The organism is Streptomyces sp. NPDC088810 (assembly GCF_044750305.1).
In the GTDB taxonomy this organism is placed as follows: domain Bacteria; phylum Actinomycetota; class Actinomycetes; order Streptomycetales; family Streptomycetaceae; genus Streptomyces.
In genome coordinates, this window is sequence record NZ_JBIVJQ010000002.1 from 101,517 (window position 1) to 123,479 (window position 21,963).

At 71.1% G+C, this 21,963-nt stretch carries 21 protein-coding genes; 12 read left to right on the forward strand and 9 right to left on the reverse strand.

Annotated elements, in window-relative coordinates:
- The first annotated feature begins 7 nt into the window (after positions 1-7).
- A complete protein-coding gene (locus tag ACIP4Y_RS07105; protein WP_401388891.1) occupies positions 8-352 on the forward strand; it encodes a cupin domain-containing protein in 345 nt (114 codons plus the stop codon).
- Here the strand turns inward: ACIP4Y_RS07105 and ACIP4Y_RS07110 are convergent.
- Positions 342-1,349 carry a LacI family DNA-binding transcriptional regulator gene (locus ACIP4Y_RS07110; RefSeq protein WP_401388893.1) on the reverse strand — a complete coding sequence of 336 codons (1,008 nt, stop codon included), beginning with the start codon at positions 1,347-1,349 and terminating at the stop codon, positions 342-344. The two genes, ACIP4Y_RS07105 and ACIP4Y_RS07110, sit on opposite strands and share 11 nt — an antisense overlap.
- A gap of 113 nt (positions 1,350-1,462) precedes the next feature.
- Here ACIP4Y_RS07110 and ACIP4Y_RS07115 point away from each other — a divergent pair, with 113 nt between their 5' ends.
- Entirely contained in the window at positions 1,463-2,632 is a 1,170-nt protein-coding gene (locus ACIP4Y_RS07115; RefSeq protein ID WP_401388896.1) for a Gfo/Idh/MocA family protein, read from the forward strand.
- Here ACIP4Y_RS07115 and ACIP4Y_RS07120 read toward each other — a convergent pair.
- A complete protein-coding gene (locus ACIP4Y_RS07120) occupies positions 2,604-3,626 on the reverse strand; it encodes a LacI family DNA-binding transcriptional regulator (RefSeq protein WP_401388899.1) in 1,023 nt (340 codons plus the stop codon). The genes ACIP4Y_RS07115 and ACIP4Y_RS07120 overlap by 29 nt on opposite strands.
- A gap of 147 nt (positions 3,627-3,773) precedes the next feature.
- Here ACIP4Y_RS07120 and ACIP4Y_RS07125 point away from each other — a divergent pair, with 147 nt between their 5' ends.
- The 3 genes from ACIP4Y_RS07125 to ACIP4Y_RS07135 are packed head-to-tail and all read left to right on the forward strand — an operon-like array spanning position 3,774 to position 6,765.
- Complete coding sequence (locus tag ACIP4Y_RS07125) at positions 3,774-4,940, forward strand: phytanoyl-CoA dioxygenase family protein (protein WP_401388902.1); 1,167 nt, start codon at positions 3,774-3,776, stop codon at positions 4,938-4,940.
- Between the two features lie 8 nt (positions 4,941-4,948).
- Complete coding sequence (locus tag ACIP4Y_RS07130) at positions 4,949-5,725, forward strand: SDR family oxidoreductase (RefSeq protein ID WP_401388905.1); 777 nt, start codon at positions 4,949-4,951, stop codon at positions 5,723-5,725.
- A gap of 35 nt (positions 5,726-5,760) precedes the next feature.
- Entirely contained in the window at positions 5,761-6,765 is a 1,005-nt protein-coding gene (locus tag ACIP4Y_RS07135) for a Gfo/Idh/MocA family oxidoreductase (RefSeq protein WP_401388908.1), read from the forward strand.
- Positions 6,766-6,817: 52 nt separating this feature from the next.
- On the opposite strand, the gene ACIP4Y_RS07140 is transcribed toward ACIP4Y_RS07135, so the two are convergent.
- From ACIP4Y_RS07140 to ACIP4Y_RS07160, 5 genes are all read right to left on the reverse strand, one after another.
- On the reverse strand, positions 6,818-7,012 hold the full coding sequence (locus ACIP4Y_RS07140; RefSeq protein ID WP_401388910.1) for a hypothetical protein: 195 nt from the start codon (positions 7,010-7,012) through the stop codon (positions 6,818-6,820).
- A gap of 161 nt (positions 7,013-7,173) precedes the next feature.
- Positions 7,174-8,082, reverse strand: a complete 909-nt coding sequence (locus ACIP4Y_RS07145; RefSeq protein WP_401388912.1) for a sugar phosphate isomerase/epimerase family protein — start codon at positions 8,080-8,082, stop codon at positions 7,174-7,176.
- A 2-nt stretch (positions 8,083-8,084) separates the two neighbouring features.
- Positions 8,085-8,990: an ATP-binding cassette domain-containing protein gene (locus ACIP4Y_RS07150; protein ID WP_401388915.1), complete on the reverse strand. Its 906-nt coding sequence runs from the start codon at positions 8,988-8,990 to the stop codon at positions 8,085-8,087.
- 4 nt (positions 8,991-8,994) lie between these two features.
- The gene (locus ACIP4Y_RS07155) at positions 8,995-10,071 is read right to left on the reverse strand and encodes an ABC transporter permease (RefSeq protein ID WP_358638654.1); all 1,077 of its coding nucleotides are present in this window, start codon (positions 10,069-10,071) and stop codon (positions 8,995-8,997) included.
- A complete protein-coding gene (locus tag ACIP4Y_RS07160) occupies positions 10,071-11,090 on the reverse strand; it encodes a sugar ABC transporter substrate-binding protein (RefSeq protein WP_401388918.1) in 1,020 nt (339 codons plus the stop codon). The genes ACIP4Y_RS07155 and ACIP4Y_RS07160 overlap by 1 nt, the downstream gene beginning before the upstream one ends.
- Positions 11,091-11,268: 178 nt before the next feature.
- On the opposite strand from ACIP4Y_RS07160, the gene ACIP4Y_RS07165 reads away from it, so the two are divergent.
- The 6 genes from ACIP4Y_RS07165 (at position 11,269) to ACIP4Y_RS07190 (ending at position 19,120) form a co-directional block, all read left to right on the forward strand.
- Entirely contained in the window at positions 11,269-12,060 is a 792-nt protein-coding gene (locus tag ACIP4Y_RS07165) for a GntR family transcriptional regulator (protein ID WP_401388921.1), read from the forward strand.
- A 295-nt stretch (positions 12,061-12,355) separates the two neighbouring features.
- On the forward strand, positions 12,356-13,669 hold the full coding sequence (locus tag ACIP4Y_RS07170) for an ABC transporter substrate-binding protein (RefSeq protein WP_401388924.1): 1,314 nt from the start codon (positions 12,356-12,358) through the stop codon (positions 13,667-13,669).
- Positions 13,670-13,677: 8 nt separating this feature from the next.
- The gene (locus ACIP4Y_RS07175) at positions 13,678-14,658 is read left to right on the forward strand and encodes a sugar ABC transporter permease (protein ID WP_358638648.1); all 981 of its coding nucleotides are present in this window, start codon (positions 13,678-13,680) and stop codon (positions 14,656-14,658) included.
- Positions 14,655-15,542 carry a carbohydrate ABC transporter permease gene (locus tag ACIP4Y_RS07180; RefSeq protein WP_358638647.1) on the forward strand — a complete coding sequence of 296 codons (888 nt, stop codon included), beginning with the start codon at positions 14,655-14,657 and terminating at the stop codon, positions 15,540-15,542. The genes ACIP4Y_RS07175 and ACIP4Y_RS07180 overlap by 4 nt, the downstream gene beginning before the upstream one ends.
- A gap of 26 nt (positions 15,543-15,568) precedes the next feature.
- Positions 15,569-17,587 (forward strand): beta-galactosidase, encoded by a 2,019-nt coding sequence (locus ACIP4Y_RS07185; protein WP_401388929.1) that lies wholly within the window; start codon positions 15,569-15,571, stop codon positions 17,585-17,587.
- Positions 17,588-17,752: 165 nt separating this feature from the next.
- Positions 17,753-19,120, forward strand: a complete 1,368-nt coding sequence (locus ACIP4Y_RS07190; RefSeq protein WP_401388932.1) for a cellulase family glycosylhydrolase — start codon at positions 17,753-17,755, stop codon at positions 19,118-19,120.
- Positions 19,121-19,151: 31 nt separating this feature from the next.
- Here ACIP4Y_RS07190 and ACIP4Y_RS07195 read toward each other — a convergent pair whose 3' ends face one another.
- Entirely contained in the window at positions 19,152-19,451 is a 300-nt protein-coding gene (locus ACIP4Y_RS07195; RefSeq protein WP_401388935.1) for a hypothetical protein, read from the reverse strand.
- Complete coding sequence (locus ACIP4Y_RS07200; protein WP_401388938.1) at positions 19,438-20,649, reverse strand: neprosin family prolyl endopeptidase; 1,212 nt, start codon at positions 20,647-20,649, stop codon at positions 19,438-19,440. The genes ACIP4Y_RS07195 and ACIP4Y_RS07200 overlap by 14 nt, the downstream gene beginning before the upstream one ends.
- A gap of 201 nt (positions 20,650-20,850) precedes the next feature.
- On the opposite strand from ACIP4Y_RS07200, the gene ACIP4Y_RS07205 reads away from it, so the two are divergent.
- Positions 20,851-21,954, forward strand: a complete 1,104-nt coding sequence (locus tag ACIP4Y_RS07205; RefSeq protein ID WP_401388941.1) for a hypothetical protein — start codon at positions 20,851-20,853, stop codon at positions 21,952-21,954.
- Positions 21,955-21,963 lie beyond the last annotated feature (9 nt).

The following is a 21,963-nucleotide window of genomic DNA, read 5'->3' on the forward strand; positions in this document are numbered from 1 at the left end:
CGGCCGCATGACCCCCAGCTTCGCGCTCCACATCCCCGACGCCGCCCTCGAACCCGAGCCCCTGGACCCGGAGCAGATCGTCTCCGGGCACCCGGAGGTCACCGGGAAGGTGGTCTGGGAGTCGGCGGACGGCCGGCACATCCGCGGGATCTGGCAGATCACCCCGGGCGTGGTCACCGACACGGAGGCGGACGAGCTGTTCGTGGTGATCAGCGGGTCGGCGACGATCGAGGTGGCGGACGGGCCGACGCTGACGGTGGGCCCCGGCGACATGGCGGTGCTCCGCGCGGGCGACCGTACGACCTGGACGGTGCACGAGACCCTGCGCAAGGCGTACGCGATCAGCCTGTGAGGCCGGCCGCGGGCGGGCCCGTCGTACCCCGGATCTCCAGTGTCGGCACGGCCAGCTGGACCCGGCCCTCGCGCTCCGGCCGTTCGAAGCGGTCCAGCAGACAGCGGGCGGCGCGCCGGCCCACCTCGTGCGGGGAGGTGTCGACCGTGGTCAGCCAGAGGTGCCGCAGCCGGGAGACGCTGGTGTTGTCGTAGCCGGCCACCGACAGGTCGTGGGGCACCCGCAGGCCCAGCTCCCCGGCCGCCGACAGCGCACCGACCGCGGCCATGTCGTTGACGGCGAAGAGCGCCGTGGGCGGTTCGGGGCGGCTGAGCAGGCGTACGGTCCCGCGGTAGCCGCCCTCCTCGGTCAGGTCGCCGGGTTCGACCAGCGGTTCGGCGCCGTGCGCCCGCATCGCCGCCTCGAAGCCCTGCCGGCGCAGCGCGCCGACGGCGCCGTGGCCCGCGAGGTGCGCGATCCGGCGGTGGCCGAGCCCGAGCAGGTGCTCGGTGGCGAGCCGGGCGCCGTGCTCGTCGTCGCCGGCGACGACGTCCACGCCCGGCGGTTGCGCCTCGCGCGCGCCCGCGACGACGACCGGGATCCGCCGCGCGAGCGACCCGAGGCCGCCCGCGTCCGGGACCGTGCCGACCACCACCAGGCCGTCGACGCCCAGGTCCAGGAAGGGTTCGGCGAGGTCGTGGCCGATGCGCCGGTTGAGGCGCGCGTCGGCGAGGAGCATGCGCAGGCCGGCCGCGTGCAGCGGCGCGTTGAGCCCGTCGAGCAGGTCCACGAACCAGGGGTTGCGCAGGTCGTCCAGGAGGACGCCGACGGTGCGGGTGCGCTGTTCGCTCAGGCTGCGGGCCGCCGCGTTCGGCCGGTAGCCCAGTTCGCGCACGGCCCGCAGGACCGCGTCCCGCTTCTCCGGGCGCACCGGGCCGGAGCCGCGCAGCACCAGCGAGACCAGCGACTTTGACACGCCGGCCCGTTCGGCCACGTCGCGGATCGTCGGCGGTCTCATGGCATGGACCGTTCCATGCGGCGTGCCGCGCTGTCAAAGGGTTGACACGCTGGCCATGTCCGAACAAAGGTGACCTGGACCCCATGTGGAACGGTCCAAAAAGGGAGGCTGTCATGGCGGATGCGCTCGGTGTCGCCGTCGTCGGGTTCGGCTGGATGGGCCGGGTGCACACCCAGGCGTACGCCCGTCTCCCACACCACTATCCCCGGCTCCCGCTGCGGCCCCGGCTGATCACGGTCGCCGAGGCGGTGCCGGGGCGGGCCGAGGAGGCCGCCGAGCGGTTCGGGTTCGCCACGGCGACCCGCGACTGGCGGGAGGTGGCCGCCGACCCGCGCGTGCAGGCGGTGAGCGTCACGGCGCCGAACTTCCTGCACCGGGAGATCGGTGTGGCGATGGCCGGGGCCGGCAAACACCTGTGGATCGAGAAGCCGGTGGGCCTGACCGCCGGGGACGCCCGCGCGGTCGCCGACGCCGTCGCCAAGGCCGGTGTCCAGGGCACGGTCGGCTTCAACTACCGCAACGCGCCCGCCGTGGAGGCCGCCCGCGAACTGATCGCCTCCGGCGAGCTCGGCGCGGTCACGCATGTCCGCATCCGCCTCTTCAGCGACTACGCGGCCCATCCGGACGGCGCCCTGACCTGGCGGTACGAACGTGAGCGCGGTGGCAGCGGGGTGCTCGGCGACCTGGCCTCGCACGGCGCCGACCTGGCCCGCTTCCTGCTCGGCGACATCGCCTCGCTCACCGCCGACACGGCGGTGTTCGTGCCGGAGCGGGCCCGTCCGAGCGGCGCGACGGCCGGGCACGCCCGGGCCGCCGGCGGCGAGCCGGGCCCGGTCGAGAACGAGGACTACGTCAGCTGCCTGCTGCGCTTCGCCTCCGGCGCCCGCGGGGTCCTGGAGGCCTGCCGGGTCTCGGTCGGCGAGCAGAACAGCTACGGCTTCGAGGTGCACGGCACCCGGGGCGCGGTGTTCTGGGACTTCCGCCGGATGAACGAGCTGAAGGTGAGCCGCGGTACGACGTACCAGGACCAGCCGGTGAGCACGGTGTACGTCGGCCCGGGCGCCGGCGAGTTCGCCGCGTTCCAGCCGGGCGCGGCCAACGCGATGGGCTACGACGACCTGAAGGTGATCGAGGCCTACCGCTTCGTCCGCTCCGTCGCCGAGGGCACCCCGTACGGCGCCACCCTCGCGGACGCGGTGCACAGCGCGACGCTGCTGGACGCCATGGCGGAGTCGGCGCAGAGCGGCCGGTGGGTCAGCCTGGAGGCATGTTGTACGGGGTGACCACGTGGATCGCCGAGGGCAGCACCGGCCCCGCGGGCGGCAGCGCGCCGTGGAAGCGCATCACCTCGTGACAGACCTCGCGCAGATCGTGCCGCAGGTCGTGGTGGAGCACCGCGGACAGCCGGTGCTCGCGCAGCAGGCGGGTGTTGTCGTGGTCCAGGTCGTGCGCGATGAACACCGCGCAGTCGCGGCCGAGGTCGGCGAAGGCCCGCAGGGTGGCGTTGTTGCCGCCGCCGATGGAGTACACCGCCCGGATCTGCGGGTCGCGTTCCAGGGCGGCGCGGACCAGGTCGTACTGGGTGGCGTCCAGGCCCTGCCCCTCGGCGATCTCCACCAGCGCGCGCTGCGGCTGCCGGGCCCGCATCACGCTGCGGAACCCCATCTCGCGCTCCTCCTCGTTGCGGAAGAAGCCGCTGCTGAGGCTGGTGAGGACGTTGCCGGGCCGGTCGCCGAGCCACTGGCCCATCAGGTAGGCGGCGGTCGCGCCGGCCGCGCGGTTGTCGATGCCGACGTAGCCGACGCGGCCGCTGGCGGGCAGGTCGGTGACGAGGGTGACGACCGGGATCCCGGCGGCGGTGAGCCGGCCGACCGCCGCGGTGACCTCGGGGACGTCCGGCGCCTTGAGGATGACGCCCTGCGAGCCGCGCCGGGCGATCCGGTCCAGCGTGCCGACCAGTTCCCGGACCGGTCCGGTCTCGCGGAAGTGGAAGCGGGAGCGGACGACGGCCGGGTGCAGCGCGGGCAGTTCGGCCTCCAGGGCGGCGCGTACGGCGGTGGTGAACCGCTCGGGCGCCTGCGCCACGATGTCGACCATGAAGGTACGGCCGACCAGCCGGACCTGGGTGCGCTGCCGGTCGAGGTCGGCGATGGCCCGGTGCACCTCACGCGCGGTGCTCTCCCGCACCCCTCCCCTGCCGTTCAGCACGCGGTCCACGGTGGCCTCGCTCAGACCGGCCTGACGTGCGATCTCCCGGATCGGGAAGGGGTGGCCCATGGACCGGCTCCTTGAGGGGTTTTTGATGGCTGCCTGCTGGTTGTTCGAGGGGTTTGTACTGACAAGAATGACAGGGCCGCGCCGCCTCCGGGCCGGAACCCGTTCCCGGGACCGGAAGCCGTTCCCGTGACCGAAAGAGGGACACCGATGTCCGTCGCCGCCGTGCCAGGCCGCGCCTGGCTCTCCGAGCAGGACTGCGACCTCGGCGCGTTCCGCGCCCTGGTGGAGCGGACCACGGAGCCGGCCGGCTACCCGCATGCCGCGTCGGTCGTGGACAACGTCCTCGTGTACGACGGTGACCGGCTGCGGACGGCCGGCGACCGGCACGCGCTGCGCGCGGAGCTGGTGCGGGCGCTCGCCGACGGCCCCGGAATCGTCGTGGTCCGGGGCGCCTTCCCGGAGCCGGCGGTCGTCGACCGGGTCACGGCGGTGTTCGAGGCGCTGATCGCCGGGCAGCGGGCCGCCGGCGCGACCGCGGGTGACCACTTCGCCGCGCCGGGCGCCAACGACCGGGTGTGGAACGCGCTGGAGAAGACGGCCCTGTACGACCCGGAGGCGTTCGCCGACTACTACGCGAGCGACGTCCTGGCCGTGCTCGCCACGGCCTGGCTGGGCCCGGGCTACCAGGTCACCTCGCAGGTGAACGTGGTCAACCCGGGCGGCGCCGGGCAGGTTGCGCACCGGGACTACCACCTGGGCTTCCTGAGCGACGCGGTGGCCGCCGCCTACCCCGCGCACGTGCACCGCCTCTCCCCCGTGCTCACCCTCCAGGGGGCGGTCGCCCACTGCGCCATGCCGGTGGAGTCCGGCCCGACGCTCTACCTGCCGTACTCCCAGCGCTACGAGCCGGGCTATCTGGCCTGGCGGCGCCCGGAGTTCCAGGAGTACTTCACGGCCCACCACGTGCAACTCCCGCTCGCCAAGGGCGACGCCGCCTTCTTCAACCCGGCACTCTTCCACGCCGCAGGCACCAACCGGACCGCGGACGTCCGGCGTACGGCCAACCTGCTGCAGATCTCGTCCGCGTTCGGCCGCGCGATGGAGACCGTGGACCGCGAGGCGGTGGCGAACGCCGTCTTCCCGGTACTGCTGCGGCGGGCCGCCGAGGGCGTGTCCGGGGAGTGGCTGGAGAACGTGATCGCGGCGAGCGCCGAGGGCTACCCCTTCCCCACCAGCCTGGACAGCGATCCGCCGGTCGACGGGCTGGCCCCGCCGTCGCAGGCGGACCTGGTGCGGCGGGCGGTGCGCGAGAGGTGGCGGCCCGGGCGGCTGCGCGAGGAACTGCGGACGGCGGCGGAACGCCGGGAGAGCTGAGGCGGGTCATGGGACTTCTCGACGACAAGGTCGTTCTCGTCAACGGCGGCAGCCAGGGCGTGGGGGCCGCGATCGCGCGGGCCGCCGTCCGCGAGGGCGCTTCCGTCGCGGTGAGCGGGCGGCGCCCGGAGCCGGGCGAGGCGCTGGTGACGGAGCTGGCGGCCGCCGGGGGCAAGGCGCTGTACGTGCAGGCCGACCTGGCGGACGCCGAGCAGGCCAGGACGGCGGTCGCCGCGGTGGTCGACGCCTACGGCCGGATCGACTGCCTGGTGAACTCGGCCGGGCTGACCTCACGGGGCACGCTGCTGGACACCACACCGGAGCTGTTCGACGCGCACATCGCGGTCAACCTCAAGGGGCCGTTCTTCGCGATGCAGGCGGCGGTCACCGACATGACGGCCCGCAAGGCGCCCGGCACGATCGTCAACATCATCACCTCGTCGGCGCACGGCGGACAGCCGTTCCTCGCGCCGTACGTCGCCGCCAAGGCGGGTCTGGTGGGCCTGACCCGGAACGCGGCGCACGCCCACCGCTGGGACCGGATCCGGATCAACGGCCTGAACATCGGCTGGACCGCGACGGAGGGCGAGGACGCCACCCAGCGCGCCTTCCACGGTGCCCGGGACGACTGGCGGGAGCAGGCCGCGGCCCGGCTGCCGATGGGCAGGCTCGGCCGGCCGGACGAAATCGCCGACTTCGTGGTCCTCCTGCTGTCCGAGCGGTCCGGGGTGGTCACCGGGTCGGTGATCGACTGGGACCAGAACGTTCTGGGCGGACTCGACTGACCTTCCCCGCAGCCCTTCCGCACTCTAGGAGCACCATGCGTATCGGAATCCTCGGCCTCGGCCGCATCGGCGCCTTCCACGCCGAGACCCTCTCCGGCCTCGACGCCGTCGAGTCGCTCGTCGTCGCCGACCCGTTCGCGGACGCGGCCAAGGCCGCCGCCGAGCGGTTCGGTGCCGAGGTCGCGGACTCGCCCGAGGCCCTGCTGGCGGCCGGCGTGGACGGCCTCGTCGTCGCGGCGGCCACCGACGCCCATCCCGCGCTGATCCTGGCCGGCGTCGAGGCCGGCGTCCCGGTCTTCTGCGAGAAGCCCGTCGCCCGGACGATGGGCGAGGGCGTGGAGGTCCTCAAGGCCGTGCAGGGCAGTGACGTGCCGATCCAGATCGGCTACAACCGGCGCTTCGACGCGGGTTTCGTCGCCGCGCGGGCCGCCGTACGGTCCGGCGAGCTGGGCCCGCTGCACACGGTCCGCTCCACGACCCTGGACCCGGCGCCGCCGCCGGCGGCCTACATCGCCGCGTCCGGCGGCATCTTCCGCGACTGTTCCGTGCACGACTTCGACATCATCCGCTGGGTGACGGGCCGTGAGGTCACCGAGGTGTACGCGGTGGGCGGCAACCGGGGCGCCGACTACATCGCGGCGGCCGGCGACGCCGACACCACCGGCGCGATCCTGACCCTGGACGACGGCACCATCGCGGTGGTGTCCAACTCCCGGCACAACAAGCGTGGTTACGACGTACGCATGGAACTCCACGGGTTCGCCGACTCCATCGCCGTCGGCCTGGACGACAAGCTGCCGCTGCGCTCGGTCGAGCCCGGCGTGACCTTCCCGTCCGGCGCCCCGCACGACTTCTTCATGGACCGCTTCACCGACGCCTACCGCGCCGAACTGACCGCGTTCACCGAGGTCGTGGCCGGCACCCGGCCGTCCCCGTGCACCGTCGAGGACGCCCTGGAGGCCGGCTGGATCGCCGAGGCCTGCACGCTGTCCCTGCACGAGCACCGGCCGGTGACGCTTGCGGAGGTGCGGCAGGGCTGAGCCCCCGAGGCGGTGCCGGGTGTCTGCCCGGCACCGCCTCGTCCGTTCCGCGTCAGCCGCAGTACCGGATCAGCCACTCGTCGGGGTTGAAGGTGTCCCGCGCCGGGTCCGGCACGGTCGCCGGCCTTGTCTCCACCGTGTCCTCGGGACGTATCCGCTCGGGCAGCGAGCCGAAGCGGTCGCGTCGCAGGGCCGCGGCGTCGGCCGGTTCCCGGGGCGTGGTGCGGGCTTCCGTACCGTGTGTCATCTCGTCCTCCCGTCCGCGCGGGCGTTCCCCGTTGTCAGTCGAAACGACCGCGTGCCCCCGTTGGTTCCCGGCCACCCCGTGACCGAATCCCTCGGGACAGCGCAGGAACCGGGCCGCGGTCATGAGCACCGCGGCCCGGTCCGGCAGGACGAGCCGGCCCCTCAGGCCCCGCAGGACCGCAGGAAGCGGCGGGTGCGCACCGCGATCGGCAGTGGCTTGTCCGGCGCGCACGGGTACATGTCCTGCTCGACGATCGCGAACAGTTCCACGCCCAGCTTCTGCGCCGCCTCCAGCACCGGCCCCAGCTCCGGGACCCCGGACGGCGGTTCGCACATCACCCCGCGCTGCACCGCCGGCCCGAACGGCACCCCGCCCGCGACGACCTCGGCGAGGACGTCCGGGTCGACCTGCTTGAGGTGCAGGTACCCGATGCGCTCGCCGTAGGTCTCGATCAGCTTGACGCTGTCCCCGCCGCAGTAGGCGTAGTGCCCGGTGTCCAGGCACAGGTTGACCAGCTCGGAGTCGGTCGAGTCCAGGAAGCGCTCGACGTGCTCCTCGGTGTCGATGTGGGTGTCGGCGTGCGGGTGCACCACGATGTCCAGGCCGTAGGCCTCCTTGACCTCGTGGCCGAGCCGCTCCATGCCCTTCGTCAGGTGCGCCCACTGCCCGGCGGTCAGCTCGGGCGGCTCCAGGATCTCGGCGGTCTTGTCGTCCCGCCAGAAGGAGGGGATGACCACCAGGTGCCGGGCGCCCATCGCCTGGGTGAGCGCGGCGACCTGGCTGACGTGCGCCCAGGTCTCCTCCCAGACGGCGGGGCCGCGGTGCATGCCGGTGAAGACCGTGCCCGCCGAGACCTTCAGGTTCCGCTTGGCCACCTCGTCGGTGAGCCGCGCGGGGTCGGTGGGCAGGTAGCCGTAGGGGCCCAGTTCGATCCAGTCGTAGCCGGCCTCGGCGACCTCGTCGAGGAAGCGTTCCCAGGGCACCTGCTGCGGGTCGTCGGGGAACCAGACGCCCCAGGAGTCCGGGGCCGAGCCGACCCGGATGCGGTCGAGCGGAGTGGGGTGCGCCATGATCAGGTGGTTCCTTCCGGGGAGGTGGCCACGGGTGCGCTGAGGTCGCCCTCCTCGGGCAGCTCCGCCACGTCGACGCCGCGCACCTGGGCCAGCTCGTGCTTGAGCGCGGCCAGTTCGGTACCGCCGGCCATGTGGTGGGTCAGCTCTTCGAGGCCGATCGCGCTGCGTTCGGCGCTCAGTTCGAGGGTGCCGAGCCGCAGAACGCTGAAGTGGTCGCCGACCATGAAGGCGTGGTGGGGGTTGTGGGTGATGAAGATGACGCCGAGGCCGCGGTCGCGGGCGGCGGCGATGTACTTCAGCACCACGCCGGACTGCTTGACGCCGAGGGCGGCCGTCGGCTCGTCCAGGATGAGGACGCGGGCGCCGAAGTAGACGGCGCGGGCGATGGCCACGCACTGGCGCTGGCCGCCGGAGAGGGTGCCGATGGGCTGTTCCAGATCGTCCAGGACGATGCCCATGTTGCGCAGTTCCTGGTCCGCGGTCTGCTTCATGCGGGATATGTCGAGCCGGCGCAGCGGCCAGGGGCCCTTGGTCATTTCGGAGCCGAGGAAGAAGTTCCGCCACACCGGCATCAGCGGGACGGTGGCCAGGTCCTGGTAGACGGTGGCGATGCCCCGGTCCAGGGCCTCGCGCGGGGTGCTGAACCGCACCGGCTGTCCGTCCACGAGGAACTCGCCCTCGGTGTGCTGGTGCAGCCCCGAGATGATTTTGATGAGGGTGGACTTGCCGGCCCCGTTGTCGCCGAGCACGCAGGTGACCTGGCCGGCGTGGACCAACAGGTCGACGCCGTGCAGGGCGCGGATGTTGCCGTAGGACTTGCCCGCGCCGCGCAGTTCGACGAGGAGGCCGTCGGCGGAGGGTGGCGTGTCCTGGAGAACGGTGCCGTGGGTCGTGTGGTCGGTCATCGCTTCACCTCCGGGTGGCCGTGCGCTGGACCCACAGATTGATCAGGACGGCGCCGAGCAGCATCACGCCGAGGAAGGCCTTGAACCAGTCGGGGTTCCAGCCGGCGTAGACGATGCCCTGCTGCACCATGCCGAACATGAACGCGCCGAAGACCGGGCCGATCGCGGAGCCGTAGCCGCCGGTGAGCAGACAGCCGCCGATGACGGCCGCGGCGATGTAGATCAGCTCCTGGCCGACGCCCTCGCCGGACTGCACGGTGTTGAACGAGAACAGGTTGTGCATGCCGACGAACCAGGCGCCGAAGCCGACCAGCATGAACAGGGTGATCTTGGTGAACGTCACCGGGACGCCGACCGCGCGGGCGCTGTCCTTGTTGCCGCCGACGGCGAAGATCCAGTTGCCGTACTTGGTGCGCAGCAGCACCCAGGTGGCGAGGGCCGCGAAGACCAGCCACCAGATGACGGTGATCTTCACCTGGACCCCGGCCACGTCGAAGGTGGAGGCGAAGATCTTCTTGGCCTGGCCGAAGCCGTCCATGTCGCTGATGTCGTCGGTGGCGACGTTACCGGTGACCAGCTTGGTCACGGCGAGGTTGGCGCCCTGCAGGATCAGGAAGGTGCCGAGGGTGACCAGGAAGCTGGGCAGCCCGGTCTTCACCACCATCCAGCCGTTGAAGGCGCCGATCCCGAGGGACACGATCAGGGCGACGACGACACCGGTCCACACGTTCACGGTCAGCTGGTAGCTGAGCATGCTGGCGGTGAGCGCCGAGGAGATCACGGCGACGCCGGAGGAGAGGTCGAACTCGCCGCCGATCATCAGCAGGGCCACCGGGAGGGCCATGATGCCGATGGTCGAGGACTGGTACAGGATGTTCGCCATCGAGCTGCCGTCGCGCACCGGCGGCGCCGTGATCAGGAAGAAGACCAGGACGGCGACGGCACCGAGGAAGACGCCCACCTCGGGCCGGGCCAGCAGCCTGAGGGCCAGCGGGCGCCGGGCGGTGCGGCCGTCGGTCTGCTTCGGGCCGGACGCCGGCGGCCTGCCGACCGCCGGCTCAGCCTGCTGGGTCATGCTCATCACCGGGTGCCCTTCGCGGCGAACGCGGCGACCCTGTCGACGTTGGACTTGTCGACGAAGGCCGGGCCGGTGAGCACCGGCTGCTCACCGCCGCCGCTGTAGTTGCCGTTGTTCTTGTAGAGCCACAGCGAGTCGACCGCCAGGTAGCCCTGGAGGTAGGGCTGCTGGTCGACGGCGAACTCGATGGTGCCGTTCTGCACCGCCTTGACCAGTTCCTTGTTGAGGTCGAAGGTGGCCACCTTCGCCTTGCTGCCGGCGTCGCCCAGGGACTGCACCGCGGTCAGTGCGAAGGGGGCTCCGAGGGTGACGACGGTGTCGACGGACTTGTCCTGCTTCAGCTTGGCCGTGATGGTCGATTTCACGGACGGCATGTCGGTGCCGTTCACGTACAGGGTCTCTGTGGTGCCCTGGAACGTCTTCTTCACGCCGTCGCAGCGCTGGGTGAGGCCCACGTTGCCCTGTTCCTGGATGACGCAGACGATCTTCTTGGCGCCGGTGGTGTTCAGCTTCTTGCCGAACGCCTCGCCCGCCACGCTCTCGTCCTGCCCGAAGAACTCCAGCAGGCCGAGCTTCTTCCAGTCGCTCAGTCCGGAGTTGAGGCCGACCACCGGTATGCCGGCCTGCCTCGCCTTGCCGATCACGCCCTTCATCGCGTCGGGCTTGGCCAGGGTGACCGCGATGCCGTCGACCTTCTGGTCGATCGCGTTCTGCACGTAGTTGGCCTGGTTGCCCGCGTTGGGGTCGGCGGAGTAGATCAGCTTGATGTTGTCCTTGGCCGCCGCGGCCTCGGCGCCCTTGCGGACGGTGTCCCAGAAGGTGTCGCCGGGCGCCTGGTGGGTGACCAGCGCGACGGTCATGCGGGGGGTGTCGGCCTTGCCCGCGGAGGCGTTCGCCGCTGACTCCTCGGCCTTCTTGCCGCCGGAACTGCTGGAACAGCCGGCGAGGGTGAGGGCTGCCGCAGCGGTCAGGGCCACGAGGGGAGCCAGTCTGCGGGAGCGGGGACGAGAAGAGCGGTCCATCTTTCCTGCACCTCACTGTGCGTGCGACGGGGCAAGGGACGCGATTGCGTTGGGACGGGATACAAGCCTCTGTCGAGCCCGCTGTCAATACTTTGTTAAGACATCATTTCACAAGCAGGTCCGAATGTAAGTACAAACCGTTGACACCCTCCCCGGCGCGGGCCTACACCTGAGGGGCATGAGCCCAGTACACCGCACCCCGCAGCGAACGGCACCGGGTGATCGCGCGCTCGACCGACTGACCTTCGCACTGGACCGCGCGAGCCCGGTACCCCTGTACTACCAGCTCGCCCGGCAGCTCGAGGAGGCCATCGAGCACGGCGCACTGGTCCCCGGGAACCTCCTGGGCAACGAGATCGACCTGTCCGCGCGGCTCGGGCTGTCCCGGCCGACGGTCCGCCAGGCGATCCAGTCCCTGGTCGACAAGGGGCTGCTGGTCCGCCGCCGCGGGGTGGGGACGCAGGTCGTGCACAGCCGGGTCAAGCGCCCGCTGGAACTCAGCAGCCTCTACGACGACCTGGCGGCGGCCGGACAGGGCCCGGCCACCCGGGTGCTGCGTAACGAGCGGATCCCGGCGCCCGCCGACGTGGCCGCCGCCCTGGGCCTGGCGGAGGGCGCCGAGATCACCCTCCTGGAGCGGCTGCGCTGCACCCACGGGCAGCCGGTGGCGTTCCTGCGCAACCACCTGCCCGTGTCCCTGCTCGACCTCGGTACCGAGCGGCTGGAGTCGACGGGCCTGTACCGGATGCTGCGCTCCGCCGGGATCACGCTGCACAGCGCCCGGCAGTCCATCGGCGCCCGGGCCGCCGGACCCGTGGAGGCCGCCCTGCTGGACGAGCGGGAGGGCGCGGCCCTGCTCACCATGGAGCGCACCGCCTACGACGACGCCGGCCGGCCGGTGGAGCACGGCAGCCACGTCTACCGGGCGTCCCGGTACTCCTTCGCCTTCCAGCTGCTGGTCAGAACCTGAAGCGGAACCCCCCGTCCCGCCCGGGCCGGAACCACCTCTTTCCCACAGCCCCCTCGGCCGCCCCCGGCCGCGGGGGCTGCTCGGCCTGTCCGCCGTCAATGGCGCAGGTGACGGTGACGATTACGTTTCGGGCAAGAGACCCCCCGTTGCGACCCGGAGCTATTGACGCATGAGCGGACGTGGGGCTGTTATTACGCCCACGATGTTCGGTCGAGTTGGTTTCTGAGCGGTTTCGAAGACCTTTCGGTGATCAACTCATCCCCTTGGCCGAACCCTGCATTCCTCAGGAGCCGCCATGCGCCTCTCCCCCTCCGGTCTGTCCCTGCCCGGTCCCAGCCGCCGGTCCCTGCTCCGCGGAGCGGGTGGTGCCGCCCTGCTCGCCGGAGCCGGCATACCCCTGCTGTCCGCCTGCGGAGGCAGCGGTTCCGGATCGGACCCGAAGACCGTCACCGTCGGCTCCAACCAGTCCGACGCCGTGCCGAAGAAGGCCTACGGTGACATCTACACGGCCTTCACCAAGCAGTCCGGCCTCAAGGTCGACGTGAACACCAAGGACCACAACACCTTCCAGGAGCAGATCAACTCGTATCTGCAGGGCACCCCGGACGACGTGTTCAACTGGTTCGCCGGCTACCGCATGCAGTTCTTCGCGGCCAAGGGCCTGGCCAGCCCGATCGACGACGTCTGGGAGAAGATCGGGGGCAACTTCCCCGAGGCGATGAAGAAGCTCAGCAAGGGCGCGGACGGCAAGTACTACTTCGTGCCGCTGACCACGTACCCGTGGGCGGTCTTCTACCGCAAGAGCGTCTTCCGGCAGCACGGCTACGAAGTCCCCGCCACCTGGGACCAGCTGGTCGCCCTGTGCAAGCAGATGAAGAAGGACGGCCTGGTCCCGATCGCCTTCGGCGACAAGGACGCCTGGCCGGCGATGGGCACCTTCGACCAGATCAACTTCCGCCTCAACGGCTACGACTTCCACGTCCAGCTGATGGCCGGCAAGGCCTCCTGGACCGACGCGAAGGTCAAGGCCGTCTTCGACCACTGGGCCGAGCTGCTCCCCTACCACCAGGACGGCTTCATGGGCCGCACCTGGCAGGACGCCGCGCAGACGCTGGTGGCGAAGAAGGCCGGCATGTACCTCCTGGGCTCCTTCGTGGCCCAGCAGTTCACCGACAAGGCCGACCTGGACGACCTCGACTTCTTCCCCTTCCCGGAGATCAACTCCGCGTACGGCCAGGACACCGTCGAGGCGCCCACCGACGGCTTCATGGTCTCCAAGTCGCCGAAGAACCACGCCGGTGTGGTGAAGCTGCTGGAGTTCCTCGGCACCCCGCAGGCCGAGGAGATCTACCTGAAGAGCGACCCGAGCGTGGTGGCCGCCTCCGACAAGGCCTCCACCTCGTCGTACTCGGCGCTGCAGAAGAAGGCCTTCGAGATGATCTCCGGCGCCAAGAGCCTCACCCAGTTCATGGACCGCGACTCCCGGCCCGACTTCACCTCCACGGTGATGCAGCCGGGCCTGCAGAAGTTCCTGCAGAACCCGAAGGGCGTGGACGGCCTGCTGTCGTCCATCGAGCGCCAGAAGAAGACGATCTTCGCTTCCTCGTGAGCGGCCCGATGACCACCGACACGACGACGAAGACCCCGGAGCCGGCCGCGGTGCCGGCTCCGGGGACCGCGCCCGAGAAGAAGCGGGTCGTGCGGGGCCACCGGCGCCTGCTGACCCGCCGTGACCGGTTCACGCTCGCCCTGATGGCGGGCGTGCCGACCGTCCTGCACGTGATCCTCGTCTGGGTCACCGCCCTCGCCTCGATCCTCCTCGCCTTCACCACCTGGGACGGCATCGGGTTCGACTCGATCAAGTGGGTCGGCCTGGACAACTTCAAGCAACTGTTCACCGACAACCCGCAGTTCTGGCCGGCCGTCCAGCACAACGTGATCTGGTTCGTCGTACTGATCCTGATCCCGACGCCGTTCGGCCTGTTCCTCGCCGTGCAGCTGGACAAGAAGATCCGCTTCACCCGGATCTACCAGACCGCGTTCTTCCTGCCGGTCGTCATCTCGATGGCCTGCATCGGGTTCGTCTGGCAGCTGATCTACAACCCGGACACGGGCCTGATCAACAGCATCATCGGCGCCAACAAGCCCGGCCACTACATCGACTGGATCGGCGACCCGCACCTCAACCTGTGGGCCGTCCTGATCGCCGCGTCCTGGCGGCACACCGGCTACATGATGATCCTGTACCTGGCCGGTCTGAAGAGCGTCGACCCGTCGCTCAGGGAGGCCTCCGCACTGGACGGCGCGGGCGAGTGGCAGACGTTCAAGAACGTCATCTTCCCGACCCTGCGCCCGACCAACACGGTCGTCCTGGTCGTCACCATCATCGAGGCACTGCGCGCCTTCGACCTGGTCTTCGTCTTCAACAAGGGTGCCCAGGGCACCGAGTTGCTGTCGATCCTGGTCACCAACAACATCATCGGCGAGTCCAGCCGCATCGGTTACGGCTCCGCCATCGCCGTCGTCCTGCTGGTGATCTCCCTCGCCGTCATCATCCCCTATCTGATCGCCACCTTCCGGAAGGAGCGGCGCGCATGAGCGGCACCACTCTCCCGCTGAAGCGGCGCGCCCCGATCCGCCCCGCCCGCGTCCTGCTGCACGTCTTCCTCGCGGGCACCGCGCTGGCCTGGCTCGCCCCGCTGCTGTGGGCGGTCTTCTCGGCGCTGCGCCCCTACAGCGAGACCAGCGCCAAGGGCTACGTCTCCTGGCCGGACAAGCTGAGCCTGGACAACTTCACCAACGCGTACCAGCAGTCGGACATGATGCACTACTTCGGCAACACACTGCTCATCGCGGTGCCGGCGGTGCTGCTGACGCTGTTCCTGTCCTCCTGCGTCGCGTTCTACGTCAGCCGGTTCGACTTCCGGGTCAACCTCGCGCTGCTGCTGGTGTTCACGGCCGGCAACCTGCTGCCGCAGCAGGTCATCATCACCCCGCTGTACCGGCTGTACCTGCTCACGGACCTGCCGGGCATCACCGCGAGCGGCAAGCTGTACGACTCCGCGCTCGGCCTGGTCCTGATCCATGTGGCATTCCAGTCCGGGTTCTGCGCGTTCGTGCTCAGCAACTACATGCGCTCGCTGCCGCACGAGCTGACCGAGGCCGCGCTGGTCGACGGCGCCTCGGTGTGGCGGCTGTACTGGCAGATCACGCTGCCGCTGTGCAAGCCGGCGATGGCCGCCCTGGCGACCCTGCTGTCCATCTGGATCTACAACGACTTCTTCTGGGCGCTGGTGCTGATCTCCACCGGTGAGAACATGCCGATCACCTCGGCGCTGAACAACCTCTCCGGGCAGTACTTCACCGACCCCAACCTGATCGCCGCCGGCTCCCTGCTGACCGCGATCCCCACCCTGGTCGTGTACTTCGTGCTCCAGCGCCAGTTCGTCAGCGGCCTGACCCTGGGCTCCAACAAGGGCTGAGGCGCCCGCACCGGAAAGAGAACCACGTGAAGCGCACCCTGTCCGTCCCCGGTATCGCGTACGGCGGCGACTACAACCCCGAGCAGTGGCCCGAGGAGGTGTGGGCCGAGGACGTGCGCCTGATGCGCGAGGCCGGGGTGAACCTGGTCAGCGTCGGCATCTTCTCCTGGGCGCTGCTGGAGCCGGCCGAGGGCGTGTACGACTTCTCGCGCCTGGACAAGATCCTGGACCTGCTGGACGCGAGCGGTATCGCCGCCGACCTGGCCACGCCCACGGCGGCGCCGCCGGCCTGGTTCTTCCGGGCCCACCCGGAGGCGCTGCCGGTGGACGGGGACGGCCGCGGGCTCTCCTACGGCAGCCGCCAGACGTTCTGCCCGTCCTCGCCGGCCTACCGGGAGGCCGCGCTGCGCATCGCGGGCGCGCTCGCCGGACGGTACGCGGACCATCCGGCGGTCCGCATGTGGCACGTGCACAACGAGTACGGCTGCCACAACGCGGCCTGCTACTGCGACACCAGCGCGGCGGCCTTCCGGCGCTGGCTGCGCGACCGGTACGGCGACGACCTGGCGTCCCTCAACACCGCCTGGGGCACCGCCTTCTGGTCCCAGTGGTACTACGACTGGGAGGAGATCCTGCCGCCGCGCGCCACCGGTGCCGTACCCAACCCGACGCACCAGCTGGACTGGCGCCGCTTCTGCTCCGACGAACTGCTCTCCCTGTACCGGGCGGAGCGGGACCTGCTGCGTACGGCGGCCCCGTCCGTCCCCGCCACCACCAACTTCATGGTGAACTTCAGCTTCGAGGCGCTGGACTACTGGCGCTGGGCCCCCGAGCTGGACATCGTCTCCAACGACCACTACCTCCGGTCCACGGACCCCGCGTCGCAGATCGACATCGCGCTCAGCGGCGACCTGGTGCGCTCGCTCGCGGGCGGTCCGTGGCTGCTGATGGAGCACTCCACCGGCGCGGTCAACTGGCAGCCGGTCAACCGGGCCAAGGACCCGGGGCAGTTGCGCCGCAACGCGCTGGCGCACGTGGCGCGCGGCGCGGACGGCATCGCGTTCTTCCAGTGGCGCCAGTCGAAGGCGGGCGCCGAGCAGTGGCACTCGGCGATGGTGCCGCACGCCGGGACGGACAGCCGGATCTGGCAGGACGTGGTGCGGCTCGGGGCCGACCTGAAGGCGCTGGCGGAGGTGCGCGGCAGCACCACCCCCGCCGAGGTGGCGATCGTCTGGGACTGGGACGCCTCGTGGGCCCTGGAACTGCCCGCCCAGCCGAGCGGCGAGCTGCGCCACCTGGACCTGGTCCGGGCCTGGTACGAGCCGCTGTGGCGCGCGGGCGTCGCGGTGGACTTCGTACGGCCGGACGCGGACCTGTCCGCGTACCGCCTGGTGCTCGCGCCGAGCCTCTACCTGGTCGACGACGCCGGCGCGGCGAACCTGGCCGCGTTCGCCGAGCGGGGCGGCATCCTCGCCGTGGGCTTCCATAGCGGGGCCGTGGACGAGAACTGCCATGTGCGCCTGGGCGGTTACCCGGGCGCGTTCCGGGACGTGCTGGGGGTGCGCTCCGACGAACCGTTCCCGCTGCTGCCGGACGCGCCGGTCGGCCTGAGCGGCGCGGTGCCGGAGGGCGCCTCGGGCACGCTGTGGTCGGAGCGGCTGCGGCTGGAGGGCGCCGAGGCGGTCGCCTCGTTCGCCGACGGCCCGCTGGAGGGTGTCCCGGCGGTGACCCGGCACGGCCACGGCGCCGGTGCGGCCTGGTACCTGGCGACGCTGCCCGACCCGGACACGCTGGCCGCCCTGCTGGAGCGCGTCCGCACCGAGGCGGGGGCGGAGCCGGTGCGCTCCGCGCCGCCCGGGGTGGAGGTGGTCCGACGGCGGGGTCCGGAGGCGGACTACCTCTTCGTCATCGACCACACCGGCCGGGGGGCGTCGGTGCCGGTCGCCCAGGACGCCAGGGAGCTGCTCACCGGCAAGGACACCCCCGGTTCGGTCACCGTGGCGCCGGGTGACGTGGCGGTGGTGCGGGAGCCGCACGGTCAGTGAGCCGCGAGCGCGAGCACGCTCACCTCCCGGCGGGTGGCCGGATCCGTGCCGATGGTGCGGTACTTCATGCTGGTCCTCCCCGTGCATGGCTGGTAGCACAGGAGTGTTCAGCTTGAAGTGCACGCGAGGTCAAGGAACGGCAGACCGGCTTCCGGGAGGTTTCCTGTGCTGCGAGCGATGCTCACGGCGGGCGCGGTCGTCGCCGCGCTGCTGGCCCCCGCCACCGCCCACGCCGAGGAGACCGGGCAGGACGTCCCCCGGCTCACCGACCGGCACGGGCGGGTGCTCACCCTGCACGGCTGGAACATCGAGGACAAGACGCACCGGGGCGACGCGGCCCTGACCGGCATCACCGAACGCCACCTGCGCGACCTGCGGGCCCGCGGCTTCGACTTCGCCCGGCTGCTGGTCTTCTGGGACGACCTGGAGCCGAGACCGGGACAGTACAGCCGCGGGTACCTCCGGAAGATCGGGCGCGTCCTGGACTGGGCGCAGCGCCACGACGTGAAGGTCGTCCTCGACGCCCACCAGGACGTCTTCGGGCCCGCGTTCGGCCACCGCGGCATACCCGAGTGGGCGACCCGTACCGACGGCCTGCCGTTCACCGCCCACCCCGACGACTGGTTCGCCGAGTACTTCGAGCCCGCCGTGCAGCGCGCCTTCACCCACCTGTACGAGGACGCGGACCTGCGGCGCGCCCAGGCCGCGATGTGGCGCACCCTCGCCGCCCGCTTCGCCCACCACCCGGCCGTGCTCGGCTACGACCTGATCAACGAGCCGATGGGCGAGCGGCAACCGGGAGAGGACCTCGCGACGGCCGCGCGCCGCGTCGAACGCGAGCAGCTCACCCCGATGTACAACCGCCTTGCCGACACCGTCCGTTCGGCCGACCCGGACGCCTGGCTGTTCGTCGAACCGACCCCGGTCGTGGGCGAGGGCGTACCGACCGGCCTCGGCCGCGTGGACGATCCCCGGGTCGTGTACGCGCCGCACTTCTACAACGCCGCGATGGAGGCGGGCGGCGACTACGATCCCGGGGCCGGCTGGATCGAGGCGTACGAGCGGGCCGTCACCGAGTACCCGAGGCGCTACCGGGTCCCGGTGGTGGTCGGCGAGTGGGGGCCGCCGGACAGCACGCTGCCGCACATGAACGACTTCTACCGTGACGCCCTGGCCTCCCTGGGCCGTTACGCCTCCGGCTGGGCGGGCTATGTGTGGTGCTACGGCGGCGGTTACTGCGCGGTGGACGACACCGGCGCCTTCCGCCCCCACAAGGAGCTGACCGCCGAGCCGTACGCGGAGGCGGTGGCGGGCACGGTCCGCTCCGCCGGGTACGACCCCGGGACGGGCGCCTACCGGCTGACCTACCGCGCGGCCTCGCACGGTCCCCGGACGACCACCCTGTCCCTGCCCCCGGGCGCCTGGCGCATCACGGCCGCCGGCGACGCGCGCGTCCTACAGGGTCCGGCGGGCCGGGCCCGGGTACTGGCCGCCCGCGGAGGAGAGGTGACCGTCACCGCGACCCGCGGCTGACCGGGCCGGCTCCGGCTCGGCGCGGGTCCGCCTACGGCACCGCGTCGTCCGGCGGCGTCCCGTGCGCGCGCGGTTCCTCCGGGTTGCGGGTCGGCGGGGTGCCGGTGACGACCCGTTTGCCGTTCAGCGTGTAGTCGCGGCGGCGGCGCCGGGGCACATAGCCCTCGGGGCAGAGCCTCCTGCCCTCGGGCCCGGCGTCCGGGGGCGGCGACGGCGGCGGTTCCGCCTGCCCGGCCGCCTTGTCGATCCGGACGCACTCGACGTCCGGATCGACCTCGGAGGGGATGACCTCCGCGCGGTCGTCCCCCGCCGGGACGTCACTCGACGCCACCCGGGCCTCCCCAGTACAGGTACGACCCCCAGGTCGTCGTGCCGCTGAAGTCGGCGGTGATCTGGTAGGCGTTCGTGTTCGTCACGGACGGGGTCCCCCGGAACCCGGCCATCGTCCCGGCGCCGTCGGACTGGCAGGCCAGGTTGTGCATGCTCGCCGCACGGCTCCAGCCCTCGTTCGGGAAGTGGCCGCTGCCCATCCAGGTCGCGGTGGCCTCCGGGTGGTTGGCGACGTCGTCGACGATCTCACCGCCCCAGTCCACGACCTGTGCCTGGTCCCGCAGACCCGTGGAGTTGAACAGGGCGGCGGGGTAGTACCCCATCCACTCGTCGCCGACGCGGACCCACCAGTTGCCGTTGTAGAGGGTGACCTTCAGCGCGAGGTCGTACTGGACGCCGCCGTACGCGCTCTCCGCCAGCCGTGCGGTCGGGTAGACCCGCTGCGATGTCTGCTGCCAGCCGTTCACGTCGGTGTTGTAGCCGCCGAGGTTGTCGCCGCTGTGCGTGTAGTTGTTGGTCGTGTAGAAGATGAACAGGTGGGGATACCAGTCCCCGTACAGGTCACGGTAGGTCTGTGCGCCCACTTCGACGGTCTGCAGGTCCGTCCCGCTTCCGCTGCCCCGCACCACCCAGAGCTGACCCAGGGAGAACTCGTTCGACCACTGGACGTAGGGCCGCCAGGTGTTGATGAAGCCCTCGGTGCCGAAGTTCGTCACCCACTGGGCGGCGTGGGCGTACTTGTGGACCGAGGCGGCGCGCGTGGCGGCACCCGTGTCGTCGGGCGGGGTGAAGCGCTTCGCGCGTACGCCCTTCGCGAGGTAGTCCTGCAGCGTACCGGTCGCGGTGATGCCGTCCAGCGGTCTGCGCACCACCGGCACGGTGCCGGGCGGGCCCGTCTCACCCTGGTGTCCGGCCTGCTCGAAGGTCTGCGGCGACCGGGGACGGCCGGGGTCGCCGGGCGGCTGCGGGCCCTCGAGGTCGGGGGGCTCCGCGCCGGACTCGGCCGGGACCCAGTCGAGTTCCTCACCGGTGGCCGTCGTGGTGCGGGCGACGACGTCGCGGCGCGCGTACCGGTCCCTGAAGTACTGCCGGATCTCGTCGAGCCGTTCGGCCGCCTCGCGTTCCAGCTCCTGGCCGGCTCGCGGCGCCGGCGCGGGTTCCGGTGCCAGGGGATTGCGCTCGATCCTGCCCGATTCCATGGTCGTCTCCCTCAGAGGCCGACGCCGGATTCGATGGTGCACCCCCATGTCCATCCTGCTCCCGCCCGCAGGCTCGCGCAGCCCGAATCCCCCGGGGTGCAGCACGCCCTCGCGGTGACTAGCGTGTGAGTCAGCGAGTCCGCGGCGCGCACCCCTCTCGATTGAACACGTAACAACTAACGGGCAAGCATTCAATCGGAGATGACGAAGAACATGGCGCCCACATTCGACACCGAGGTCGTGGACAAGACCGGCACCGCTGCCGGGCAGGTGTCCCTGGCGGTCGACGAGACGAACACCCCCTGGATCGCGTACGCGACCAACGGCGGGAACGTCGTCGTGGCCCACCGGGAGGAGGACGGGTGGAGCAGGACGGAGCTGCCGGCGGGTCCGGCGGCCCGCGACATCTACCGCATCGGCCTCGCGATCGACTCCCGGGAGAGGCCGCACGTCGCCTTCCCGACCGAGGCCGACGACCACCTGGTCTACGGGGTGCGCGACACCCAGTGGACCTTCGAGGACGTCCCCACCAGCGGGGGCATTCTCACCGGCAGAGTCCGGTTCGTCTCGCTCCGGCTGCATCCCGGGGTGTTCAGTCCTCCCGCGTTCAAGGACACCCCGAACCTCGCGTACCAGTCCGGTTTCAGCCTCTGGTACGCCACCAAGGCGCCGCCGAAGAGCACACCGGATTCTCCTCCGCGCTGGAAGAAGAACGTGCAGAGGGTCGACGAGGGGGACGTCGTGGAGAAGGGCTGGTTCCCCGCGCTGGACTTCGACGCCCAGGAGACCCTGCGCATCGCCTACTTCGACGACCTGTCCGCCACCGGGCAGGCGATCCGCAGGCTCCGCGTGGCGACCCGGGTACCCGGAACCGATTTCCCGGGCCAGCCGGACAGCTGGCAGGTGCAGCTCATGAGCGGTGATCAAATCCTCGGCGAATACCCGGCAATGGGGCACTCGATCACCGGCGAGAGTTTCATCTCGTACCACGAACGAACCGAGCGCGCGCTCAAACTGTGCATCTTCGGCAACTTCCCGGAGTCCCCCGCGACGGAAACCGTCAGCAACCAGGTGGCCGGGGACGACGTGCACTCCGCGTGCGCGGTGAACCACAATTCGCGGATCTGTGTGGTCTACGGCTCCGAAGGCCGGCTGAAGTTCGCGACGCGGACCGGCATCGCCACCTTCGACCTCCAGGACGTCGAGGCCGGCGGCGCGTGGAGCGATCTCGTCTTCGACCGCGAGGGCAGCGCGCACGTCGCGCACCTGAACGGCAGCGAGCTCCGGTACGGCCTGGCGCCATGAGGCCCACGA

Bases quoted from the DNA above. Each gene is read 5' to 3' on its own strand.
- ACIP4Y_RS07170 (WP_401388924.1), top strand. From the start codon at position 12,356: ATGCGCCTCTCCCCCTCCGGTCTGTCCCTGCCCGGTCCCAGCCGCCGG.
- ACIP4Y_RS07105 (WP_401388891.1), top strand. From the start codon at position 8: ATGACCCCCAGCTTCGCGCTCCACATCCCCGACGCCGCCCTCGAACCC.
- ACIP4Y_RS07155 (WP_358638654.1), bottom strand. From the start codon at position 10,071: ATGAGCATGACCCAGCAGGCTGAGCCGGCGGTCGGCAGGCCGCCGGCG.
- ACIP4Y_RS07145 (WP_401388912.1), bottom strand. From the start codon at position 8,082: ATGGCGCACCCCACTCCGCTCGACCGCATCCGGGTCGGCTCGGCCCCG.
- ACIP4Y_RS07175 (WP_358638648.1), top strand. From the start codon at position 13,678: ATGACCACCGACACGACGACGAAGACCCCGGAGCCGGCCGCGGTGCCG.
- ACIP4Y_RS07205 (WP_401388941.1), top strand. From the start codon at position 20,851: ATGACGAAGAACATGGCGCCCACATTCGACACCGAGGTCGTGGACAAG.
- ACIP4Y_RS07125 (WP_401388902.1), top strand. From the start codon at position 3,774: ATGTCCGTCGCCGCCGTGCCAGGCCGCGCCTGGCTCTCCGAGCAGGAC.
- ACIP4Y_RS07165 (WP_401388921.1), top strand. From the start codon at position 11,269: ATGAGCCCAGTACACCGCACCCCGCAGCGAACGGCACCGGGTGATCGC.
- ACIP4Y_RS07135 (WP_401388908.1), top strand. From the start codon at position 5,761: ATGCGTATCGGAATCCTCGGCCTCGGCCGCATCGGCGCCTTCCACGCC.
- ACIP4Y_RS07180 (WP_358638647.1), top strand. From the start codon at position 14,655: ATGAGCGGCACCACTCTCCCGCTGAAGCGGCGCGCCCCGATCCGCCCC.
- ACIP4Y_RS07120 (WP_401388899.1), bottom strand. From the start codon at position 3,626: ATGGGCCACCCCTTCCCGATCCGGGAGATCGCACGTCAGGCCGGTCTG.
- ACIP4Y_RS07200 (WP_401388938.1), bottom strand. From the start codon at position 20,649: ATGGAATCGGGCAGGATCGAGCGCAATCCCCTGGCACCGGAACCCGCG.
- ACIP4Y_RS07110 (WP_401388893.1), bottom strand. From the start codon at position 1,349: ATGAGACCGCCGACGATCCGCGACGTGGCCGAACGGGCCGGCGTGTCA.
- ACIP4Y_RS07115 (WP_401388896.1), top strand. From the start codon at position 1,463: ATGGCGGATGCGCTCGGTGTCGCCGTCGTCGGGTTCGGCTGGATGGGC.
- ACIP4Y_RS07160 (WP_401388918.1), bottom strand. From the start codon at position 11,090: ATGGACCGCTCTTCTCGTCCCCGCTCCCGCAGACTGGCTCCCCTCGTG.
- ACIP4Y_RS07130 (WP_401388905.1), top strand. From the start codon at position 4,949: ATGGGACTTCTCGACGACAAGGTCGTTCTCGTCAACGGCGGCAGCCAG.
- ACIP4Y_RS07140 (WP_401388910.1), bottom strand. From the start codon at position 7,012: ATGACACACGGTACGGAAGCCCGCACCACGCCCCGGGAACCGGCCGAC.
- ACIP4Y_RS07150 (WP_401388915.1), bottom strand. From the start codon at position 8,990: ATGACCGACCACACGACCCACGGCACCGTTCTCCAGGACACGCCACCC.